Below are 17,229 nucleotides of genomic sequence, written 5' to 3'. Positions count from 1 at the left end.
GCGAAGGCGGTGTGTCAGTTGATATATGCATGACTGACACGCAGCCTTCGCGAGCAAGCCCGCTCCCACAATTTAGATCCGACCCATTCAGCCAATCAGTCGCTGCCACCAGCTTCCTGAACAGACTTTTCAAAACCGCACTATATTGGTGCGATACGCTGCACCCTTCCCACTTACGCAACCCATTTTGGTTCGAAACTTCCCGTCCAAGCTGGCAGAACGCCACAGTTTCGCGCCTTAAGCCCCCATTTCAGGGCTTTAACGCTTCTTTTCGGAGCTTTGGTTTGGTTTTTGCATTTTCCTTGTATCAGCGTGTGCCTCAAGCCCGCGCCTTGCTCCAAAAGAGGTCCTAATGACCATCAGCGACGCACTGCACCGCCTGTTACTCGACAACCTGACCACCGCGACCATTCTGCTCAATGACGAACTGCGCCTTGAGTACATGAACCCGGCGGCGGAGATGCTGCTGGCCATCAGCGGGCAGCGCAGCCATGGGCAATTCATCAGTGAGCTGTTCACTGAGTCGGCCGAGGCCTTGAGCTCGTTGCGCCAGGCCGTGGAGCAGGCGCACCCGTTCACCAAGCGCGAAGCGATGCTCACCGCCCTCACCGGCCAGACCCTCACCGTCGACTACGCGGTAACACCGATCCTCAGCCACGGCGCCACCTTGTTGCTGCTGGAGGTGCATCCCCGCGATCGCCTGCTGCGCATCACCAAGGAAGAGGCGCAGCTGTCCAAGCAGGAAACCAGCAAGATGCTGGTGCGCGGCCTGGCCCATGAGATCAAGAACCCCCTGGGCGGGATTCGCGGTGCCGCACAGCTGCTGGCCCGCGAGCTGCCGGACGAAAACCTCAAGGACTACACCAACGTCATCATCGAGGAAGCCGACCGCCTGCGTAACCTGGTAGACCGCATGCTCGGCTCCAACAAGCTGCCGTCGCTGGCAATGACCAACGTGCACGAAGTGCTGGAGCGGGTTTGCCAGTTGGTAGAGGCCGAAAGCCAGGGCTGCATCACCTTGGTGCGCGACTACGACCCGAGCATTCCCGACGTATTGATCGACCGCGAGCAGATGATCCAGGCGGTGCTCAATATCGTGCGCAACGCCATGCAGGCCATCAGCAGCCAGAACGAGCTGCGCCTGGGCCGCATCAGCCTGCGCACCCGTGCCCTGCGCCAGTTCACCATTGGCCACGTGCGCCATCGCCTGGTGACCAAGGTCGAGATCATCGACAACGGCCCCGGCATCCCTGCAGAACTGCAGGAAACCATCTTTTTCCCAATGGTCAGCGGCCGCCCGGACGGTACCGGGCTCGGCCTGGCCATTACCCAGAACATCATCAGCCAGCACCAGGGTTTGATCGAATGTGAGAGCCATCCCGGTCACACCACCTTCTCGATCTTTCTGCCACTGGAACAAGGAGCCCCATCGACATGAGCCGTAGTGAAACTGTCTGGATCGTCGATGACGACCGTTCTATCCGCTGGGTCCTGGAGAAAGCCTTGCAACAGGAAGGCATGACCACCCAGAGCTTCGACAGCGCCGACGGGGTGATGAGCCGCCTGGCTCGCCAGCAGCCCGATGTGATCATCTCCGACATCCGCATGCCCGGCGCCAGTGGCCTGGACTTGCTGGCGCGGATTCGCGAGCAGCACCCGCGCCTGCCGGTGATCATCATGACCGCGCACTCGGACCTGGACAGCGCTGTCGCGTCCTATCAGGGCGGCGCCTTTGAATACCTGCCAAAACCGTTCGACGTGGACGAAGCGGTGGCGCTGGTAAAACGCGCCAACCAGCACGCCCAGGAACAGCAGAACCAGGAAGCCCCGCCGGCCCTGACCCGTACCCCGGAAATCATCGGCGAAGCGCCGGCGATGCAGGAAGTGTTTCGCGCCATCGGGCGCTTGAGCCACTCCAACATCACCGTGCTGATCAATGGCGAGTCGGGTACCGGTAAAGAGCTGGTGGCCCACGCCCTGCACCGTCACAGCCCACGGGCGGCGTCGCCGTTCATTGCGCTGAACATGGCGGCGATCCCGAAAGACTTGATGGAGTCGGAACTGTTCGGCCATGAAAAAGGCGCGTTCACCGGTGCGGCCAACCTGCGCCGTGGCCGTTTTGAACAGGCCGACGGCGGCACGCTGTTCCTCGATGAAATCGGCGACATGCCGGCCGACACCCAGACGCGCTTGCTGCGGGTCCTGGCCGACGGCGAGTTTTATCGGGTAGGCGGGCACACCCCGGTCAAGGTCGACGTACGTATCATCGCGGCGACGCACCAGAACCTGGAAACCCTGGTGCACGCCGGGAAATTCCGTGAAGACTTGTTCCACCGCCTGAACGTGATCCGCATCCACATCCCACGGATGTCGGACCGTCGCGAGGACATCCCGACCCTGGCCCGTCACTTCCTCAGCCGCGCCGCCCAGGAGCTGGCCGTCGAGCCGAAGCTGCTGAAAAGCGAGACCGAGGAATACCTGAAGAACCTGCCATGGCCGGGCAACGTGCGTCAGCTGGAGAACACCTGCCGCTGGATCACGGTGATGGCTTCGGGGCGCGAAGTGCATATCAGCGACCTGCCGCCTGAGCTGCTGAGCCTGCCGCAGGATTCGGCACCGGTGACCAACTGGGAGCAGGCGCTGCGCCAGTGGGCCGACCAGGCCCTGGCACGTGGCCAGTCGAACCTGCTGGACAGCGCTGTGCCGGCTTTCGAGCGGATCATGATCGAAACCGCCCTCAAGCATACCGCTGGACGTCGTCGCGACGCCGCCGTGCTGCTGGGCTGGGGCCGCAATACGCTGACACGCAAGATCAAGGAGCTGGGGATGAAGGTTGACGGTGGGGATGATGATGAGGGCGATGAAGGCTGATTGATCCCTCAAGTACACCGAAGATCCAGTGTGGGAGCGGGCTCGCTCGCGAAGGCGATGGTTCAGTCAACATACGTATCGACTGACGCGCCGCCTTCGCGAGCAAGCCCGCTCCCACATTTGGATCTCCACAAGGTTTCAGCACTGTGCACCGCTTCAATGCACCACGAACCGGCATCGCGCACTTATCCAACGCCTGAAACCCATGCCTTGTTAAGAAAATATTAAAACCCAAAAAAGCCAAAGCCCCGTATTCCGGGGCTTTGCGCTTTCTGAAGAAATTTTTTGGCGCCACTTCGCAATTCTGGCACGCGCCCTGCAATAACCCTGTCACTACCCAGTTTCGGGGACCTTGGTACAGGCAGGCCGAGAATCCCCTCTTTAACACCCGGGGTGCTTGATGCGGATTGCGTCGCGCCCCACACCCGTTTCGGGAACCTCGGTACAGGCAGGCCGGGGATTCCCTCTTTAACACCGAAGCCTTTGGCTTCACCCCGTTTTGGGAGCCCTGGTACAGGCAGGCCGGGAACTCCCTTCTTTACACCCGGGGCTTATGAGGCAACGCGCCCATAGCCCCAGCCCGTTTTGGGAACCTTGGTACAGGCAGGCCGGGGATTCCCTCTTTTATTGCTCCTGGAGATGGATCTCCACCCGCCAGCGTCCATCGGCCTTCTCTCCCGACCACTCCCCGCGCAACGGCCGAGCCGCCACCAGGTTCAGCAGCAAGCCGCCATCGGTCTTGCGTACGCGCCAGTTCACATCCTTGTCATTGACCTTCAATTGGCCGCCCTGGGCCTTGCCAAGCGCATCGAACAGCAGCGCCACGGTGCCGTCGATATGCTCGCCGTGCAGCTTGGGTTCGCTGTTGAACCACACCACCAGGCCATCGGCGGCGGGCTCTACCTGCTGCAGCTCAACCGGGTCTGGCGTGGTCAGCCGGCCGATCATCAGGCCTACCATCAAGCCGACAATCGCCAACGAGCCTAAAACCCGTGGCAATAGCTTCGGCCTGGGGTCTTCTTCAGGGGTAGAATGCAGCGCATCTTTGCCTTCGGAGCCGTGCATGTTTCACGTCATCCTTTTTCAACCAGAAATTCCGCCGAATACCGGCAACGTTATCAGGCTGTGCGCCAACAGTGGCTGCCACCTGCATTTGATCGAGCCCCTGGGTTTCGACATGGACGACAAGCGCCTGCGCCGCGCCGGGCTGGACTACCACGAGTACGCCACCCTGCAACGCCATGCCGACCTTGCCAGCTGCCTGGAAAGCCTGAACCACCCACGGTTGTTCGCGTTTACCACCAAGGGTTCGCGGCCGTTCCATGATGCCAGCTTTGCCGAAGGCGACGCCTTCCTGTTCGGCCCGGAAAGCCGCGGCCTGCCGGCAGACGTGCTGGACGCCCTGCCCGACGGCCACCGCCTGCGCCTGCCGATGCGCGAAGGCTGCCGCAGCCTGAACCTGTCCAACACCGTGGCCGTCGCGGTTTACGAAGGTTGGCGGCAACTGGGGTTCAAGTAACACTGCATAACGAATGTGGGAGCGGGCTTGCTCGCGAAAGCGGAGTGCCAGTCAACGAAGATATCGACTGAAGTACCGCATTCGCGAGCAAGCCCGCTCCCACATTGGATCGGCGTCGTTGCTCAGAACAGCTTACTGAACCGTTGGCGAGCCTTCCTGTTGCATGCGCTGCAGCTCTTGCGCATACAGGGCATCGAAGTTCACCGGGGCCAGCATCAGCGCCGGGAACGAGCCACGGGTGACCAGGCTGTCCAGGGTCTCACGGGCATACGGGAACAGGATGTTCGGGCAGAACGCGCCCAGGGTGTGGCTCATGGACGCTTCGTCCAGGCCCTGGATCAGGAAGATACCGGCCTGTTGCACTTCAGCGATGAAGGCCACTTCTTCGCCGTTCTTGACGGTGACCGACAGGGTCAGCACGACCTCGTGGAAGTCACCTTCCAGGGCCTTCTGACGGGTGTTCAGGTCCAGCGCAACGCTCGGGGTCCATTCCTGACGGAAGATGGCCGGGCTTTTCGGCGCTTCGAACGACAAGTCACGCACGTAAATACGCTGCAGGGAAAATTGTGGGCCTTGAGCTTCTTCTGCTGCCGCTTCGGTGTTCTGTTGGTCAGTCATCGCAGATCCTTCGTGATCTTGGGGTCTTTTAGGGGTTAGGAGTCAGACGTGAAGCAGCGCATCCAGTTTACCGGCGCGCTCGAGTGCGAACAGGTCATCGCAACCACCGACATGCTTGTCACCGATCCAGATCTGCGGCACGGACGTGCGTCCCGCTTTCTTGGTCATCTCGGCGCGCACCTGGGGCTTGCCATCAACCTTGATCTCTTCGAAGGCAATGCCCTTTTTCACAAGCAGGGCCTTGGCCCGCATGCAATAAGGGCAATAATCGCTGGAATAAACGACAACCTGGCTCATATCACTTCACCAGCGGCAGGTTATCGCCACGCCAGCTGGAAATACCACCCGACAGTTTGGCGGCGTTGAAGCCGGTTTTCAGCATCTCGCGGGCGTGGGTGCCGGAGTGCTGGCCCTGGGCGTCGACCAGGATAATGGTCTTGGCCTTGTGCTTTTCCAGCTCGGCCAGGCGCGAAATCAGTTTGTCCTGGGGAATGTTCAGCGCGCCGACAATGTGACCGGCGGCGAAATCCTTGGCGGGACGAATGTCCACCACTACGGCCTCATCCTTGTTGACCAGCGCGGTCAGCTCGGACGTGCTGAGGCTGCGGCCACCGCGGCTCAATTCGTGAGCGATCAGCAGCGCCAGCAGTACGACGAACGCACCAGCGAGCAAATAGTGGGTAGTGGCAAATGCAATCAGGTGATCAACCATCAAGGAGGTTCCAGGGCGTTAAAATGGCGGTAAGTATACACAGCCGCCATGGTCGGCCAACCCCCGTAAAGCGGTGACGTGGTCGGAACTTCGCTTTAAACTGCCACTCCCTTTTCTATTCCCTTCATTCATTACCGCCGCGAGAGGATCTATGACTACTACGCCTAAACCTTTGGTCCTGATAATTCTCGATGGCTTCGGACACAGTGAAAGCCACCACGACAACGCCGTGTACTCGGCCAGCAAGCCAGTACTGGACCGTCTGAGCGCTACCGTTCCGAACGGCCTGATCTCGGGCTCGGGCATGGATGTTGGCCTGCCGGACGGCCAAATGGGCAACTCGGAAGTCGGCCATATGAATCTCGGTGCCGGACGAGTGGTCTATCAAGACTTCACCCGCGTGACCAAAGCGATCCGCGACGGTGAGTTTTTCGAGAACCCAAACATCTGCGCGGCAGTGGATAAAGCGGTCAAGGCCGGCAAGGCCGTGCACTTCATGGGCCTGCTGTCGGACGGCGGCGTCCACAGCCACCAGGACCACCTGATCGCCATGGCCGAACTGGCCTTCAAGCGCGGCGCCGAGAAGATCTACCTGCACGCGTTCCTCGACGGCCGCGACACCCCGCCGAAAAGTGCCCAGTCCTCCATCGAACTGCTGGATGAAACCTTCAAGACCCTCGGCAAAGGCCGCATCGCCAGTCTGGTTGGCCGCTACTTCGCCATGGACCGCGACAACCGCTGGGACCGCGTGGCACAGGCCTACAACCTGATCGTCGACGGCCAGGCCGAATTCAACGCCGCCACCGCCCAGGAAGGCCTGGAAGCCGCCTACGCCCGTGGCGAGAGTGACGAATTCGTCAAGGCCACCACCATCGGCGAACCGGTCAAGGTCGAAGATGGCGACGCCGTGGTGTTCATGAACTTCCGCGCCGACCGTGCCCGCGAGCTGAGCCACGTATTCGTCGATGCCGGCTTCAAGGACTTCGAGCGCGCCCGCCAGCCGAAAGTCGAATTCGTGATGCTGACCCAATACGCCGCCAACATCCCGGCCCCGTCGGCATTCGCCCCGGGCAGCCTGGAAAACGTGCTGGGGGATTACCTGGCGAAAAACGGCAAGACCCAACTGCGCATTGCCGAAACCGAGAAATACGCCCACGTGACCTTCTTCTTCTCCGGCGGTCGTGAAGAACCGTTCCCGGGTGAAGAACGCATCCTGATTCCGTCGCCGAAAGTCGCCACCTACGACCTGCAGCCGGAGATGAGTGCCCCGGAAGTCACGGACAAGATCGTCGACGCTATCGAACACCAGCGCTACGACGTGATCGTGGTCAACTACGCCAACGGTGACATGGTGGGCCACAGCGGCAACCTGGAAGCGGCGGTAAAAGCCGTGGAATGCCTGGACCTGTGCGTCGGCCGCATCGTCGACGCCCTGGAAAAGGTGGGCGGCGAAGCGCTGATCACCGCTGACCACGGCAACTGCGAGCAAATGTCCGACGAATCCACCGGCCAGGCCCACACCGCCCACACCACCGAGCCGGTGCCATTCATCTACGTAGGCAAACGTGACTTTAAAGTACGTGATGGCGGCGTGCTGGCCGACGTGGCACCGACCATGTTGATGCTGATGGGGCTGGAGAAGCCGAAAGAGATGACTGGCACTTCGATTCTGGTCTGACACAGTTCAGGGGTTGCTCAAAACAGGCAGCCCGTCAATAATGGACTCGAGCGCGAAACCAGTTGCCTCCAGCGGCGATAACTGGCGTAGGAACCCCGCAGATGGCTGGATATCCGCGTAGGGTGAGACCTCCACACCCCTGCTTGAGGGTGTGTATATGAATATCAAGCAAGCACTACTTAGGGCAGTTCGAAAGAGCTGCCCTTTCTTTGGGCGTCACAAAAGCTCGTAACGCTTGTAGAGCAACTCACCATGACGATGCTTGTTCAAGGCCTTGGCGTCTGTCTGCATGAAGTTCCACAGCACATTGCCAGCCTGAATATTGACCACCACCAGCATCTGCCTCCTGGATTCATAAGCCCCAATGAATGCTAAACGAGCGGAGCAATCGCTATAAGCAACACGCCATATTTCCAGAGGCCCCGTCAATGCGTCCAAGGCGAACCTGACATAACGCTCTCTGGCGTCCTGCCGCTTTTCAACAATGTGCTGCAGACAGCTACGCCTGATCGCTATTTGCCCCAAAGGCGAGGCAACTTCCACTTCCGAACAGCTCGAATGGGCAATGCCAAAATGCATTGCGACTATATCGATGGCCGCTTCGACGTCATTGCCGGCGGCCACTTCCTCAAGTGGACGCGCTCGCAAGGCCCGATCCAGACTACGAAGGTCGGGAAGCCCATAATCAAGCCACGTTTGCTGGCCTTTTGACTCGTGAATACAAGGCATTAGTGACTATGCCGACCGTCGGATTAACAGGGCCGAAGAGTCTATTCCGAGCGCAAATGCACCTTCAGGGTGGAGCATTTCAAGGCATTTCGCGAAGCACACAAAACAACTGCAGAAGCACGACACGACGCTCTCTACCGCTCGTCGCCTTCAAAGGGCTATGGGACTTGCCCACAATTGCTTGCAGAATGCGGCCACTGGGCACCTAACTTGCCTGCCAAGCCGAATTGGGCGTTTTTTTTGCAGCGCTTGGCGGGCATACTAGGCCGTCCCTTTCCCTGGTGTCGCCCGCCTCTATGCTTCGCGCCTTGATTACCCTTGCTCTTGTCTGCCTGCTCCAACCGGCGTTTGCCGATGAGCGCGCACAAACCCAACAACAGTTGGACGCTACGCGTCAGGACATTACCGAGCTGAAGAAGCTGCTCGGCAAGCTCCAGGAAGAGAAGTCCGGCGTGCAGAAAGACCTGCGCGGCACGGAAACCGAGATGGGCAAGCTGGAGAAGCAGGTCCAGGAGCTGCAAAAAGAACTAAAGAAGAGCGAGTCGGAACTGGAGCGACTCGACGCTGAGAAAAAAAAACTCCAGAGCGCCCGCGTTGAACAGCAACGCCTGATCGCGATCCAGGCCCGCGCCGCTTACCAGAACGGCCGCCAGGAATACCTCAAGCTGCTGCTCAACCAGCAGAACCCGGAAAAATTCGCCCGCACCCTTACCTATTACGACTACCTGAGCAAGGCCCGCCTGGAGCAACTGAAAAGCTTCAACGAGACCCTGCGCCAGTTGGCCAACGTCGAGCAGGAAATCGCCAACCAGCAGTCGCAGCTGCTCGACCAGAAAACCGCCCTCGACAGCCAGCGCGACGAGCTGGACAAGGTCCGCAAGGAGCGCCAGCAGGCGCTGGCCAAGCTGAATGACGACGTGAAGGCCCGTGACGCCAAGCTCCAGGCCCGCGAGCAAGACCAGGCCGACCTGGGCAAAGTCCTGAAAACCATCGAGGAAACCCTGGCGCGCCAGGCCCGTGAGGCAGAGCAGGCGCGGCAAAAAGCGCTGCTGGCCCAGCAGGAAGCCGAAAAAAAGCGCGAGCGTGAAGCCGCCGAGGCAGTCGCCAGCGCCACTACCGACGCCCCGGCCCCGCGTAAACCGGCGCGTGCAGCGCCTGGCCCGCTGGTTTCCAGCGCCGGCGAATCCTTCGGCGGACCTTTTGCTTCAGCTCGGGGCAAACTTCCATGGCCAGTTGATGGTCGATTACTGGCACGCTTTGGTGAAACCCGTGGCGATGACACCCGCGCCAAGTGGGACGGTGTGATGATCAGTGCCGGTGCCGGCACCCAGGTCCACGCTATCCACGGCGGCCGTGTGGTATTCGCCGATTGGCTGCGTGGTGCAGGTTTGCTGGTGATTCTTGACCACGGTAATGGCTATTTGAGCCTTTACGGCCACAATCAAACTTTGCTTAAAGCGGCAGGTGATGTTGTAAAAGCCGGTGAATCCATCTCCACTGTCGGTAACAGTGGTGGCCAGGACACCCCGGCGCTGTACTTCGCTATTCGTCAGCAGGGCCGCCCGAGCGACCCGGCACAATGGTGCCGTACCCAAGGATAAGGGTCGCATCTACATTAGGAGTTCGTTCGACATGCTGCATTTGTCCCGCCTCACATCGCTGGCCCTGACGATCGCTCTGGTGATCGGCGCGCCTTTGGCATTCGCCGACCAGACCGCCCAGTCGGCCACGGCCGCGACCACCAAGGCCCCGCTGCCGCTGGACGAGTTGCGCACCTTTGCCGAGGTCATGGACCGGATCAAGGCCGCTTATGTCGAACCTGTGGACGACAAGACCCTGCTGGAAAATGCCATCAAGGGCATGCTCAGCAACCTTGACCCGCACTCCGCCTACCTGGGCCCGGAAGATTTCGCCGAGCTACAGGAGAGCACCAGCGGTGAATTCGGTGGCCTGGGCATTGAAGTCGGCGCCGACGACGGCAACATCAAGGTCGTTTCGCCGATCGATGACACCCCTGCGTCCAAGGCCGGCATCCAGGCCGGTGACTTTATCGTCAAGATCAACGGCCAGCCGACCCGCGGCCAGACCATGACCGAAGCCGTCGACAAGATGCGCGGCAAGATCGGCCAGAAAATCACCCTGACCCTGGTGCGCGACGGCGGCACGCCGTTCGACGTGACCCTGACCCGCGCTACCATCACGGTCAAGAGCGTGAAGAGCCAGCTGCTGGAGTCGGGCTACGGCTACATCCGTATCACCCAGTTCCAGGTCAAGACCGGCGACGAAGTGGCCAAGGCCCTCGCCAAGCTGCGCAAAGACAACGGCAAGAAACTCAGCGGCATCGTGCTCGACCTGCGTAACAACCCGGGCGGCGTGTTGCAGGCCGCTGTGGAGGTGGTCGACCACTTCATCACCAAGGGCCTGATCGTCTACACCAAGGGCCGTATCGCCAACTCCGAGCTGCGCTTCTCGGCCACCGGCAACGACCTCAGCGAAGGCGTGCCGATGGTTGTGCTGATCAACGGCGGCAGCGCCTCGGCTTCGGAAATCGTCGCCGGCGCCCTGCAAGACCAGAAACGCGGCGTGCTGATGGGCACCACCAGCTTCGGCAAAGGCTCGGTGCAAACCGTGCTGCCGCTGAACAACGAGCGTGCCTTGAAGATCACCACGGCGCTGTACTACACGCCGAACGGCCGCTCGATCCAGGCCCAGGGCATCGTGCCGGACATCGAAGTGCGCAAGGCCAAGATCACCAACGAAGCCGACAGCGAGTTCTACAAGGAAGCGGACCTGCAAGGCCACCTGGGCAATGGCAACGGCGGCGCCGACCAGCCGACCGGCAGCGGCTCGAAAGCCAAGCCGATGCCGCAGGACGACGATTATCAGTTGGCCCAGGCGCTGAGCCTGCTCAAGGGCCTGAGCATTACGCGCAGCCGTTGATATGCGCCGTGGACTGATCATCGCTTTGCTGTGCTGTCTGGCGGGTGTCGCCCAAGGCAACCCCGCCAGTGCAGCCCCCGCTGAACACAAAGCCTACCTGACCCTGATCATCGACGACCTCGGGCAAAACCTGCCCCGGGATCGTCGTGTGCTCGCCCTGCCCGGCCCGGTGACCACGGCGATCATGCCCGACACACCCCACGCCGCCGAATTCGCCCGCGAAGCCCACAAGGCCGGCAAGATCGTCATCCTGCACATGCCCATGGACCCGGCCACCGGCCCGTTCGCCTGGCACCCCGACCTGCCCATCGAAGAGCTGGGCAAACGCCTGGACGCGGCCTTCAAGGCCGTGCCCTACACCGCCGGCATCAACAACCACATGGGCAGCCGCATGACCGCCCAGCCGGAGGCCATGGCCTGGTTGATGGGTGAGCTGCAACGACGCCACAAGTTCTTCGTCGACAGCCGCACCAGCGCTAAAACCGTCGCCGCCGCCGAGGCGCAAAAGATTGGCCTGGCCAGCGTCTCGCGGGATGTGTTCCTCGACGACGAACGCACCGAAGCGGCCATCACCACCCAGCTGCAGACCGCGATCAAGCTGGCCCACAAACAGGGTTCGGCGGTGATGATCGGCCACCCTTATCCACAGACACTGGCGGTACTCGAACGTGAGCTGCCCAAGCTCAAGGCCCAGGGCGTCGAGTGGATCGATATCAAGTTGATGATCAGCCTGCGCAGCAACCAGGCCATGGCCGGCCACGGAAAAAACGGCACTTACCGCTAGTGCTATATAGCTACCGCGCCTGACCGAGCGGACTCTTCGATAGTGGATCTTCGTATCCACTGGAGAGTCTGTAGATGAACTCACTGCAATACAAAGACCTGCTGATCAACTTCACCACCGAGTTCGTTCCTGTATGGAACGACAAAGGCACTCGCGCCGAAAAAACCGTGACCTTCTGGCGCCCGAGCACATCCTCCGACGCGCTGGGCAACTTCGTCCCGCTGGGTGATGTGGCCGTGGCGGGTTACCACAACATCAATCAACTGAACATCGTCGCTGTTGTCAGCGAAGTTGACCGGGAGAATGGCACCGCCTTGCGGCCCCCCGTCGACTTCGAGAGAGTCTGGGAACACTCGGGACCAAGGGCACGCGCCAATTTCTCAATCTGGCGGCCCACCGCTCCAGAAGGTTATGTGGCGATGGGGCTGGTCTGTGGCCTCGGTAACGACAAACCACCACGCAATACCATCCGCTGTGTCAGAGAAGACCTGGTGACTCAGGCCTATGTCGACCAGTTGATCTGGAGCGACCAAGGCAGCGGCGCCCACCGGGACTTCAGCGCCTGGGGTGTCTCCCCGTCGCAAGCAGCTCCTGGCCAAGCCTACCTGGCACCGGGCACCTTTACCGGCGCCGAGGGCTATGCCAAGCCAACCAGGCAAAGCCCGGTGCACGCCCTGCGGCTGGACCTTGCGCTTCATTCCGAGGATTTGCCGCCACTTTCACCCGAAATGGCACCAGGACGCACGATGCCGGAGCAGGTAACAGAGGGCATTCATGTGTGCGAACTGCCCTGGTTTACCGTGAACGACCCGACCCTGACGCCCCTGGAAAAACTGCAAACGTGCCCGGTATATCGGTTGAAAAGAATCGACCAGTACAGCTTGGTGGCCAGCGGTCAAAACACCACGCCAGCAAGCCAAACCTTCAGTTGGGTATTCGCAAAAGGAGAGATCAGTGACTTCTCCATGGGCCTGCGCGCCTTGACCGGCGTCGATATAAAGGCTGCCTGGGCACCCCGGCATCCGTTGAGTATCAGTGCCAACCTCAATCGCGACTTCACGCATACGGGCTTGACCGCACAAGGCTGGGAACGGGAGGGCGTGGCGGATGTGATGGCTTACATCCCGGCGAATAAATCCATCGCTGCCTACCTGGTCAAAAGCCGATACGAGCTATTGCGGGCTGACGGCAGCCAGCTCGGGCCAACCCTGACCTATGCCAGCGGAGATAACGTCTACTTCAGCGAGCTGCTGCAACCTGAAGCGGCGGTTACTGCTGTTGAGGAGCCAGAGGAAGTACCAGCAGCGGTGCCCGAGCCCACAGAAAACAACCTAGAGATAACGCCCCATGATTTCATCGACGACACCCTCCTGCCGTAACTGATCGAGGGCCGCCTGGAGTTTCGCCACTACGTCATCCGGCACGTTTTTGTTCAGCGCCAGGTACAGCTCCGCGCTGTTGAAACGCAACACAGTCTTGAGCCCGGTCACCCCGACCTGGCGTGCCAGATAACGGCCCGCCGGGTCCCCGGTGGCCCACAGGTCGATCTGGCCATCCACCAGCTTTTTCGCGTTGTCCTGATCCCGCAACACGATCACCGGCTTGAGCCCCTGCTTCTCCAGGCTCTCGGCGATGGCGTCGCCCTTGTAGGCGCCGATCTTGTAGCGCCGCGCCTGCTCAAGGTCGCTCAGCTGGATCTTGCTGTCAGCCTTGGCCAGCAGCACCCAATCGTCCGGGCCGATGGGGCCGACCCATTTGAACAGCGCCTCACGGTCCGGCAAGCGCGCCATCACGAACACGCCGTAACCGGGTTTTTCCAGGGCGAGTTTGTAGATCCGGTCCCAAGGGAACCGCAGGGTCAGGTTGTAGGAAATACCGGCACGCTGGAACGTCTCGCGGACGATGTCCACGGCAATGCCTTCGATGTTCTCTTCCTTGGCGAAGTTCTTGCCGTTTTTCGCCATGTTGTACGGCGGGAAGTTTTCCGTCAGCAACACCAGGGAAGCGCCGTCGGACGGTTCATCAGCGTAAGCCGAACCCGTCAGCAGAACGGTGGTACTGGCGAGGGCGAGCAGCAGGTCTTTGAACATGAAAGTTACCGGAATCCATGGCAAGCCCAGAGAGTGCCGCGAGCCTGCCATGGTGTCCAGTGACGTTTAGCGTACGACGATACCGCGCGCCGCCATGTAGGCCTTGGCCTCAGGCACGGTGTATTCGCCAAAGTGGAAAATACTCGCCGCCAGCACTGCGCTGGCGTGGCCTTCGATCACGCCGTCGGCCAGGTGCTGCAGGTTGCCGACGCCGCCGGAAGCAATCACCGGGATGCCCAGTGCGTCGCTGATGGCGCGGGTCACGCCCAGGTCGAAGCCGTTTTTCATGCCGTCCTGGTCCATGCTGGTCAGCAGGATTTCACCGGCACCCAGGGCTTCCATCTTCATCGCCCACTGCACGGCATCCAGCCCGGTCGGCTTGCGCCCGCCGTGGGTGAAGATCTCCCAGCGCGGAGTTTCGCCCGGGCCGGAGACTTTCTTGGCGTCGATGGCAACCACGATGCATTGCGAACCGAAGTGCTGTGCGGCTTCGCCGACAAATTCCGGGTTGAACACCGCCGCAGTGTTGATCGAAACCTTGTCCGCGCCGGCATTCAGCAGGTTGCGAATGTCCTGCACGGTACGCACGCCACCACCCACGGTCAGCGGGATAAACACCTGGCTGGCCATGCGCTCCACGGTATGCAGCGTGGTGTCGCGACCATCGACGCTGGCGGTGATGTCGAGAAAGGTAATCTCGTCGGCGCCCTGTTCGTCGTAGCGACGGGCGATCTCCACCGGGTCGCCGGCGTCACGGATGTTCTCGAACTTGACGCCCTTGACCACGCGACCGTTGTCGACGTCCAGGCAAGGGATGATGCGTTTGGCCAGCGCCATGGTCAGTCCTCAGCCGTTGTAGGCGTCGCAGTAAGCCTGGGCTTCAGCGACATCCAGGGTGCCTTCATAGATCGCCCGGCCGGTGATGGCGCCGATGATCCCCGGCGCCTTCGCGTCCAGCAGCGACTTGATGTCGCCGAGGTTGTGGATACCGCCGGAAGCGATCACCGGGATCCTGGTGGCCGCAGCCAGCGCAGCGGTGAACGGTACGTTGCAGCCCTGCATCATGCCGTCTTTGGCGATGTCGGTATAAACGATGGCGGAGACGCCGTCGGCTTCAAACTGCTTGGCGAGGTCGATCACCTGGACGGTGCTGATCTCGGCCCAGCCGTCGGTGGCGACGAAACCGTCCTTGGCGTCCAGGCCCACGATCACTTTGCCGGGGAACGCACGGCAGGCTTCGGCGACGAAGGCCGGGTCTTTCACGGCCTTGGTGCCGATGATCACGTAGCTCACGCCCGCTTTCACGTAGTGCTCGATGGTTTCCAGGGAGCGGATACCGCCGCCGATCTGGATTGGCAGGTTCGGATAGCGCTTGGCGATCGCCGTGACGACTTCACCGTTGACCGGCTGGCCTTCGAACGCACCGTTCAAGTCCACCAGATGCAGACGACGGCAACCGCCTTCCACCCACTTGGCAGCCATGCTCACCGGGTCATCGGAGAACACCGTGGAATCTTCCATGCGGCCCTGGCGCAGACGTACGCAGGCGCCGTCCTTGAGATCGATTGCGGGAATAATCAGCATCTGGCAAACCTTATTCGATATTCAGCGTTGCTCGGGAAATCAGGGTTTCTCGAGCGCCCACAAGTCGCTTTCGATGCTTTCGAACCTTTCTTTAAGGTGCGTCTGCACATCGAAAATCGCCCTGTTGTAATAGTGCGGAGCAATTTCAGTGGTGAACAGTTCGAGGATTTCTGCAACCTCGAACGAGCCGAGCTTGAGCTCGAAGCGGTCTTCCATGAAACGCTTGATCTTGTCGGTGGCCTCACTCTCCTGCTGGGGAGTGAGGTTCAAGATCGGCGGCTTGACCTTCTTGGCCATTACCAGCGCCCGTCCCACGCGGCGAAGTTCTGCAGCAGTTGCAGGCCATGGGTATGGCTCTTCTCCGGGTGGAATTGCACGGCAAAGCGCGAACCGTCGGCCAGGGCCGCGGCGAAGTCGACGCCATAGTGCCCGCCACCCACCACCTGGCGCGGGTTACCGGCGGCGATGTAATAGCTGTGTACGAAATAGAAACGCGCCAAGTCCGGCACTTCGTGCCACAGCGGGTGATCCACGGTCTGGCGCACTTCGTTCCAGCCCATGTGTGGCACCTTCAGGTGCTCGCCGTCTTCGTGCAGGTCCTTGCCGAAAAACTTCACCTGGCCCGGAAACAGACCGATGCAGTCGACGCCGTCGTTCTCTTCACTGCTGTCGAGCAAGGCTTGCATGCCCACGCAGATGCCGAGGAACGGCCGGTCCTGGCTGACTTCACGCACCAGGCTGTCGAAGCCCAGGCGGCGAATCTCGGCCATGCAGTCGCGAATCGCGCCAACCCCCGGGAACACTACCCGGTCGGCTTCGCGAATCACGTCGGCATCGCTGGTGATCAGCACCTTGCCGGCACCTACGTGCTCGAGGGCCTTGGCCACCGAGTGCAGGTTACCCATGCCGTAGTCGATAACCGCGACCGTCTGCATTACAGGACGCCCTTGGTCGACGGCATTTGCCCGGCCATGCGGTCATCCAGCTCCACGGCCATGCGCAGGGCACGGCCGAAAGCCTTGAACACGGTCTCGATCTGGTGGTGGGTGTTGGTGCCACGCAGGTTGTCGATGTGCAGGCTGACCAGGGCGTGGTTGACGAAACCCTGGAAGAATTCCTGGAACAGGTCGACGTCGAAGCCGCCCACGGTGGCGCGGGTGTACGGCACGTGCATCTGCAGGCCCGGGCGGCCGGAGAAGTCGATGACCACACGCGACAGCGCTTCATCCAGCGGGACATAGGCGTGGCCGTAGCGACGGATGCCTTTCTTGTCGCCGATGGCTTTGGCAAATGCCTGGCCCAACGTGATACCGACGTCTTCCACCGTGTGGTGGTCGTCGATATGCAGGTCGCCCTTGCTGACGATATCCAGGTCGATCAGCCCGTGACGGGCGATCTGGTCCAGCATGTGCTCAAGAAAAGGTACACCGATATCAAATCGGGCCTTTCCGGTGCCATCCAGGTTGATCGAGGCTTTGATCTGGGTTTCCAGAGTGTCGCGCTCGACGGACGCCTTACGTTCGGCCATCACCAGCTCCGCAAAATCATTGGGCGAAAAAGGCAGCCATTATAGGGGCGCGGGCGCTAAACAGAAACATCGGAGGGGATAAGACTGATGGAGTGTCGGGGATAGACATGTCAGTACAAGTGTGGGAGCAGCTTTGTGTGTGAGCGGGCTTGCTCGCGAAGGCGGTGGGTCAGCCA

19 protein-coding genes are annotated in these 17,229 nt (G+C 60.9%); 8 read left to right on the top strand and 11 right to left on the bottom strand.

What is annotated here, in order from left to right:
• Positions 1–352: 352 nt before the first annotated feature.
• Both glnL and ntrC read left to right on the top strand, forming a co-directional pair.
• Positions 353–1,438, top strand: coding sequence for a nitrogen regulation protein NR(II) (gene glnL / locus HX869_RS04945; protein ID WP_003218001.1), 1,086 nt, complete (start codon positions 353–355; stop codon positions 1,436–1,438).
• A complete protein-coding gene (gene ntrC / locus HX869_RS04940; protein ID WP_003218003.1) occupies positions 1,435–2,871 on the top strand; it encodes a nitrogen regulation protein NR(I) in 1,437 nt (478 codons plus the stop codon). The genes glnL and ntrC overlap by 4 nt, the downstream gene beginning before the upstream one ends.
• A gap of 624 nt (positions 2,872–3,495) precedes the next feature.
• On the opposite strand, the gene HX869_RS04935 is transcribed toward ntrC, so the two are convergent.
• Positions 3,496–3,936: a hypothetical protein gene (locus HX869_RS04935; protein WP_003218005.1), complete on the bottom strand. Its 441-nt coding sequence runs from the start codon at positions 3,934–3,936 to the stop codon at positions 3,496–3,498.
• Between HX869_RS04935 and HX869_RS04930 the strand changes: the two genes are divergently transcribed.
• The gene (locus HX869_RS04930; RefSeq protein WP_003218007.1) at positions 3,935–4,390 is read left to right on the top strand and encodes a tRNA (cytidine(34)-2'-O)-methyltransferase; all 456 of its coding nucleotides are present in this window, start codon (positions 3,935–3,937) and stop codon (positions 4,388–4,390) included. The two genes, HX869_RS04935 and HX869_RS04930, sit on opposite strands and share 2 nt — an antisense overlap.
• A 132-nt stretch (positions 4,391–4,522) precedes the next feature.
• Here HX869_RS04930 and secB read toward each other — a convergent pair whose 3' ends face one another.
• The 3 genes from secB to HX869_RS04915 are packed head-to-tail and all read right to left on the bottom strand — an operon-like array spanning position 4,523 to position 5,720.
• On the bottom strand, positions 4,523–5,008 hold the full coding sequence (gene secB / locus HX869_RS04925) for a protein-export chaperone SecB (protein ID WP_003218009.1): 486 nt from the start codon (positions 5,006–5,008) through the stop codon (positions 4,523–4,525).
• Positions 5,009–5,050: 42 nt separating this feature from the next.
• Positions 5,051–5,305, bottom strand: a complete 255-nt coding sequence (gene grxC / locus HX869_RS04920) for a glutaredoxin 3 (protein WP_177028519.1) — start codon at positions 5,303–5,305, stop codon at positions 5,051–5,053.
• A 1-nt stretch (position 5,306) separates the two neighbouring features.
• Positions 5,307–5,720, bottom strand: a complete 414-nt coding sequence (locus HX869_RS04915; protein ID WP_003218014.1) for a rhodanese-like domain-containing protein — start codon at positions 5,718–5,720, stop codon at positions 5,307–5,309.
• Positions 5,721–5,871: 151 nt separating this feature from the next.
• On the opposite strand from HX869_RS04915, the gene gpmI reads away from it, so the two are divergent.
• Positions 5,872–7,398: a 2,3-bisphosphoglycerate-independent phosphoglycerate mutase gene (gene gpmI / locus HX869_RS04910; protein ID WP_003218015.1), complete on the top strand. Its 1,527-nt coding sequence runs from the start codon at positions 5,872–5,874 to the stop codon at positions 7,396–7,398.
• A 216-nt stretch (positions 7,399–7,614) separates the two neighbouring features.
• Here the strand turns inward: gpmI and HX869_RS04905 are convergent, their stop codons facing one another.
• Positions 7,615–8,046 carry a PBECR2 nuclease fold domain-containing protein gene (locus HX869_RS04905; RefSeq protein ID WP_256736749.1) on the bottom strand — a complete coding sequence of 144 codons (432 nt, stop codon included), beginning with the start codon at positions 8,044–8,046 and terminating at the stop codon, positions 7,615–7,617.
• Between the two features lie 377 nt (positions 8,047–8,423).
• Here HX869_RS04905 and HX869_RS04900 point away from each other — a divergent pair, with 377 nt between their 5' ends.
• The 4 genes from HX869_RS04900 to HX869_RS04885 all read left to right on the top strand — a co-directional run bounded on the left by HX869_RS04900 (position 8,424) and on the right by HX869_RS04885 (position 13,230).
• Positions 8,424–9,728: a murein hydrolase activator EnvC gene (locus HX869_RS04900; RefSeq protein WP_003218021.1), complete on the top strand. Its 1,305-nt coding sequence runs from the start codon at positions 8,424–8,426 to the stop codon at positions 9,726–9,728.
• Positions 9,729–9,759: 31 nt separating this feature from the next.
• Entirely contained in the window at positions 9,760–11,067 is a 1,308-nt protein-coding gene (locus HX869_RS04895) for a S41 family peptidase (protein WP_003218023.1), read from the top strand.
• 1 nt (position 11,068) lies between these two features.
• Positions 11,069–11,851, top strand: a complete 783-nt coding sequence (locus HX869_RS04890; protein WP_008435686.1) for a divergent polysaccharide deacetylase family protein — start codon at positions 11,069–11,071, stop codon at positions 11,849–11,851.
• 74 nt (positions 11,852–11,925) lie between these two features.
• A complete protein-coding gene (locus HX869_RS04885) occupies positions 11,926–13,230 on the top strand; it encodes a Vps62-related protein (RefSeq protein WP_178902817.1) in 1,305 nt (434 codons plus the stop codon).
• Here the strand turns inward: HX869_RS04885 and HX869_RS04880 are convergent.
• The 6 genes from HX869_RS04880 to hisB all read right to left on the bottom strand — a co-directional run bounded on the left by HX869_RS04880 (position 13,183) and on the right by hisB (position 17,053).
• Positions 13,183–13,941: an ABC transporter substrate-binding protein gene (locus HX869_RS04880; RefSeq protein ID WP_003218028.1), complete on the bottom strand. Its 759-nt coding sequence runs from the start codon at positions 13,939–13,941 to the stop codon at positions 13,183–13,185. The two genes, HX869_RS04885 and HX869_RS04880, sit on opposite strands and share 48 nt — an antisense overlap.
• 66 nt (positions 13,942–14,007) lie before the next feature.
• Positions 14,008–14,778, bottom strand: a complete 771-nt coding sequence (hisF, locus tag HX869_RS04875; RefSeq protein WP_003218030.1) for an imidazole glycerol phosphate synthase subunit HisF — start codon at positions 14,776–14,778, stop codon at positions 14,008–14,010.
• 9 nt (positions 14,779–14,787) lie between these two features.
• On the bottom strand, positions 14,788–15,525 hold the full coding sequence (gene hisA / locus HX869_RS04870) for a 1-(5-phosphoribosyl)-5-[(5-phosphoribosylamino)methylideneamino]imidazole-4-carboxamide isomerase (protein WP_008435688.1): 738 nt from the start codon (positions 15,523–15,525) through the stop codon (positions 14,788–14,790).
• A 39-nt stretch (positions 15,526–15,564) separates the two neighbouring features.
• Positions 15,565–15,822, bottom strand: coding sequence for a DUF2164 domain-containing protein (locus tag HX869_RS04865; protein ID WP_003218033.1), 258 nt, complete (start codon positions 15,820–15,822; stop codon positions 15,565–15,567).
• Positions 15,822–16,460 (bottom strand): imidazole glycerol phosphate synthase subunit HisH, encoded by a 639-nt coding sequence (gene hisH / locus HX869_RS04860; RefSeq protein ID WP_003218034.1) that lies wholly within the window; start codon positions 16,458–16,460, stop codon positions 15,822–15,824. Before hisH ends, HX869_RS04865 begins: the two co-directional genes overlap by 1 nt.
• Positions 16,460–17,053: an imidazoleglycerol-phosphate dehydratase HisB gene (hisB, locus tag HX869_RS04855; protein ID WP_003218037.1), complete on the bottom strand. Its 594-nt coding sequence runs from the start codon at positions 17,051–17,053 to the stop codon at positions 16,460–16,462. The genes hisH and hisB overlap by 1 nt, the downstream gene beginning before the upstream one ends.
• Positions 17,054–17,229: the final 176 nt, after the last annotated feature.

The organism is Pseudomonas sp. P7779 (assembly GCF_013386315.1).
In the GTDB taxonomy this organism is placed as follows: Bacteria; Pseudomonadota; Gammaproteobacteria; order Pseudomonadales; family Pseudomonadaceae; genus Aquipseudomonas.
The sequence above is the reverse complement of the archived record's forward strand: the minus strand, read 5'-3'. Positions and strand labels throughout refer to the sequence as shown.

Bases quoted from the DNA above. Each gene is read 5' to 3' on its own strand.
- HX869_RS04900 (WP_003218021.1), top strand. From the start codon at position 8,424: ATGCTTCGCGCCTTGATTACCCTTGCTCTTGTCTGCCTGCTCCAACCG.
- HX869_RS04865 (WP_003218033.1), bottom strand. From the start codon at position 15,822: ATGGCCAAGAAGGTCAAGCCGCCGATCTTGAACCTCACTCCCCAGCAG.
- HX869_RS04895 (WP_003218023.1), top strand. From the start codon at position 9,760: ATGCTGCATTTGTCCCGCCTCACATCGCTGGCCCTGACGATCGCTCTG.
- hisH (WP_003218034.1), bottom strand. From the start codon at position 16,460: ATGCAGACGGTCGCGGTTATCGACTACGGCATGGGTAACCTGCACTCG.
- HX869_RS04915 (WP_003218014.1), bottom strand. From the start codon at position 5,720: ATGGTTGATCACCTGATTGCATTTGCCACTACCCACTATTTGCTCGCT.
- HX869_RS04935 (WP_003218005.1), bottom strand. From the start codon at position 3,936: ATGCACGGCTCCGAAGGCAAAGATGCGCTGCATTCTACCCCTGAAGAA.
- gpmI (WP_003218015.1), top strand. From the start codon at position 5,872: ATGACTACTACGCCTAAACCTTTGGTCCTGATAATTCTCGATGGCTTC.
- hisB (WP_003218037.1), bottom strand. From the start codon at position 17,053: ATGGCCGAACGTAAGGCGTCCGTCGAGCGCGACACTCTGGAAACCCAG.
- hisF (WP_003218030.1), bottom strand. From the start codon at position 14,778: ATGGCGCTGGCCAAACGCATCATCCCTTGCCTGGACGTCGACAACGGT.
- grxC (WP_177028519.1), bottom strand. From the start codon at position 5,305: ATGAGCCAGGTTGTCGTTTATTCCAGCGATTATTGCCCTTATTGCATG.
- hisA (WP_008435688.1), bottom strand. From the start codon at position 15,525: ATGCTGATTATTCCCGCAATCGATCTCAAGGACGGCGCCTGCGTACGT.
- HX869_RS04890 (WP_008435686.1), top strand. From the start codon at position 11,069: ATGCGCCGTGGACTGATCATCGCTTTGCTGTGCTGTCTGGCGGGTGTC.
- ntrC (WP_003218003.1), top strand. From the start codon at position 1,435: ATGAGCCGTAGTGAAACTGTCTGGATCGTCGATGACGACCGTTCTATC.
- secB (WP_003218009.1), bottom strand. From the start codon at position 5,008: ATGACTGACCAACAGAACACCGAAGCGGCAGCAGAAGAAGCTCAAGGC.
- HX869_RS04880 (WP_003218028.1), bottom strand. From the start codon at position 13,941: ATGTTCAAAGACCTGCTGCTCGCCCTCGCCAGTACCACCGTTCTGCTG.
- glnL (WP_003218001.1), top strand. From the start codon at position 353: ATGACCATCAGCGACGCACTGCACCGCCTGTTACTCGACAACCTGACC.
- HX869_RS04885 (WP_178902817.1), top strand. From the start codon at position 11,926: ATGAACTCACTGCAATACAAAGACCTGCTGATCAACTTCACCACCGAG.
- HX869_RS04930 (WP_003218007.1), top strand. From the start codon at position 3,935: ATGTTTCACGTCATCCTTTTTCAACCAGAAATTCCGCCGAATACCGGC.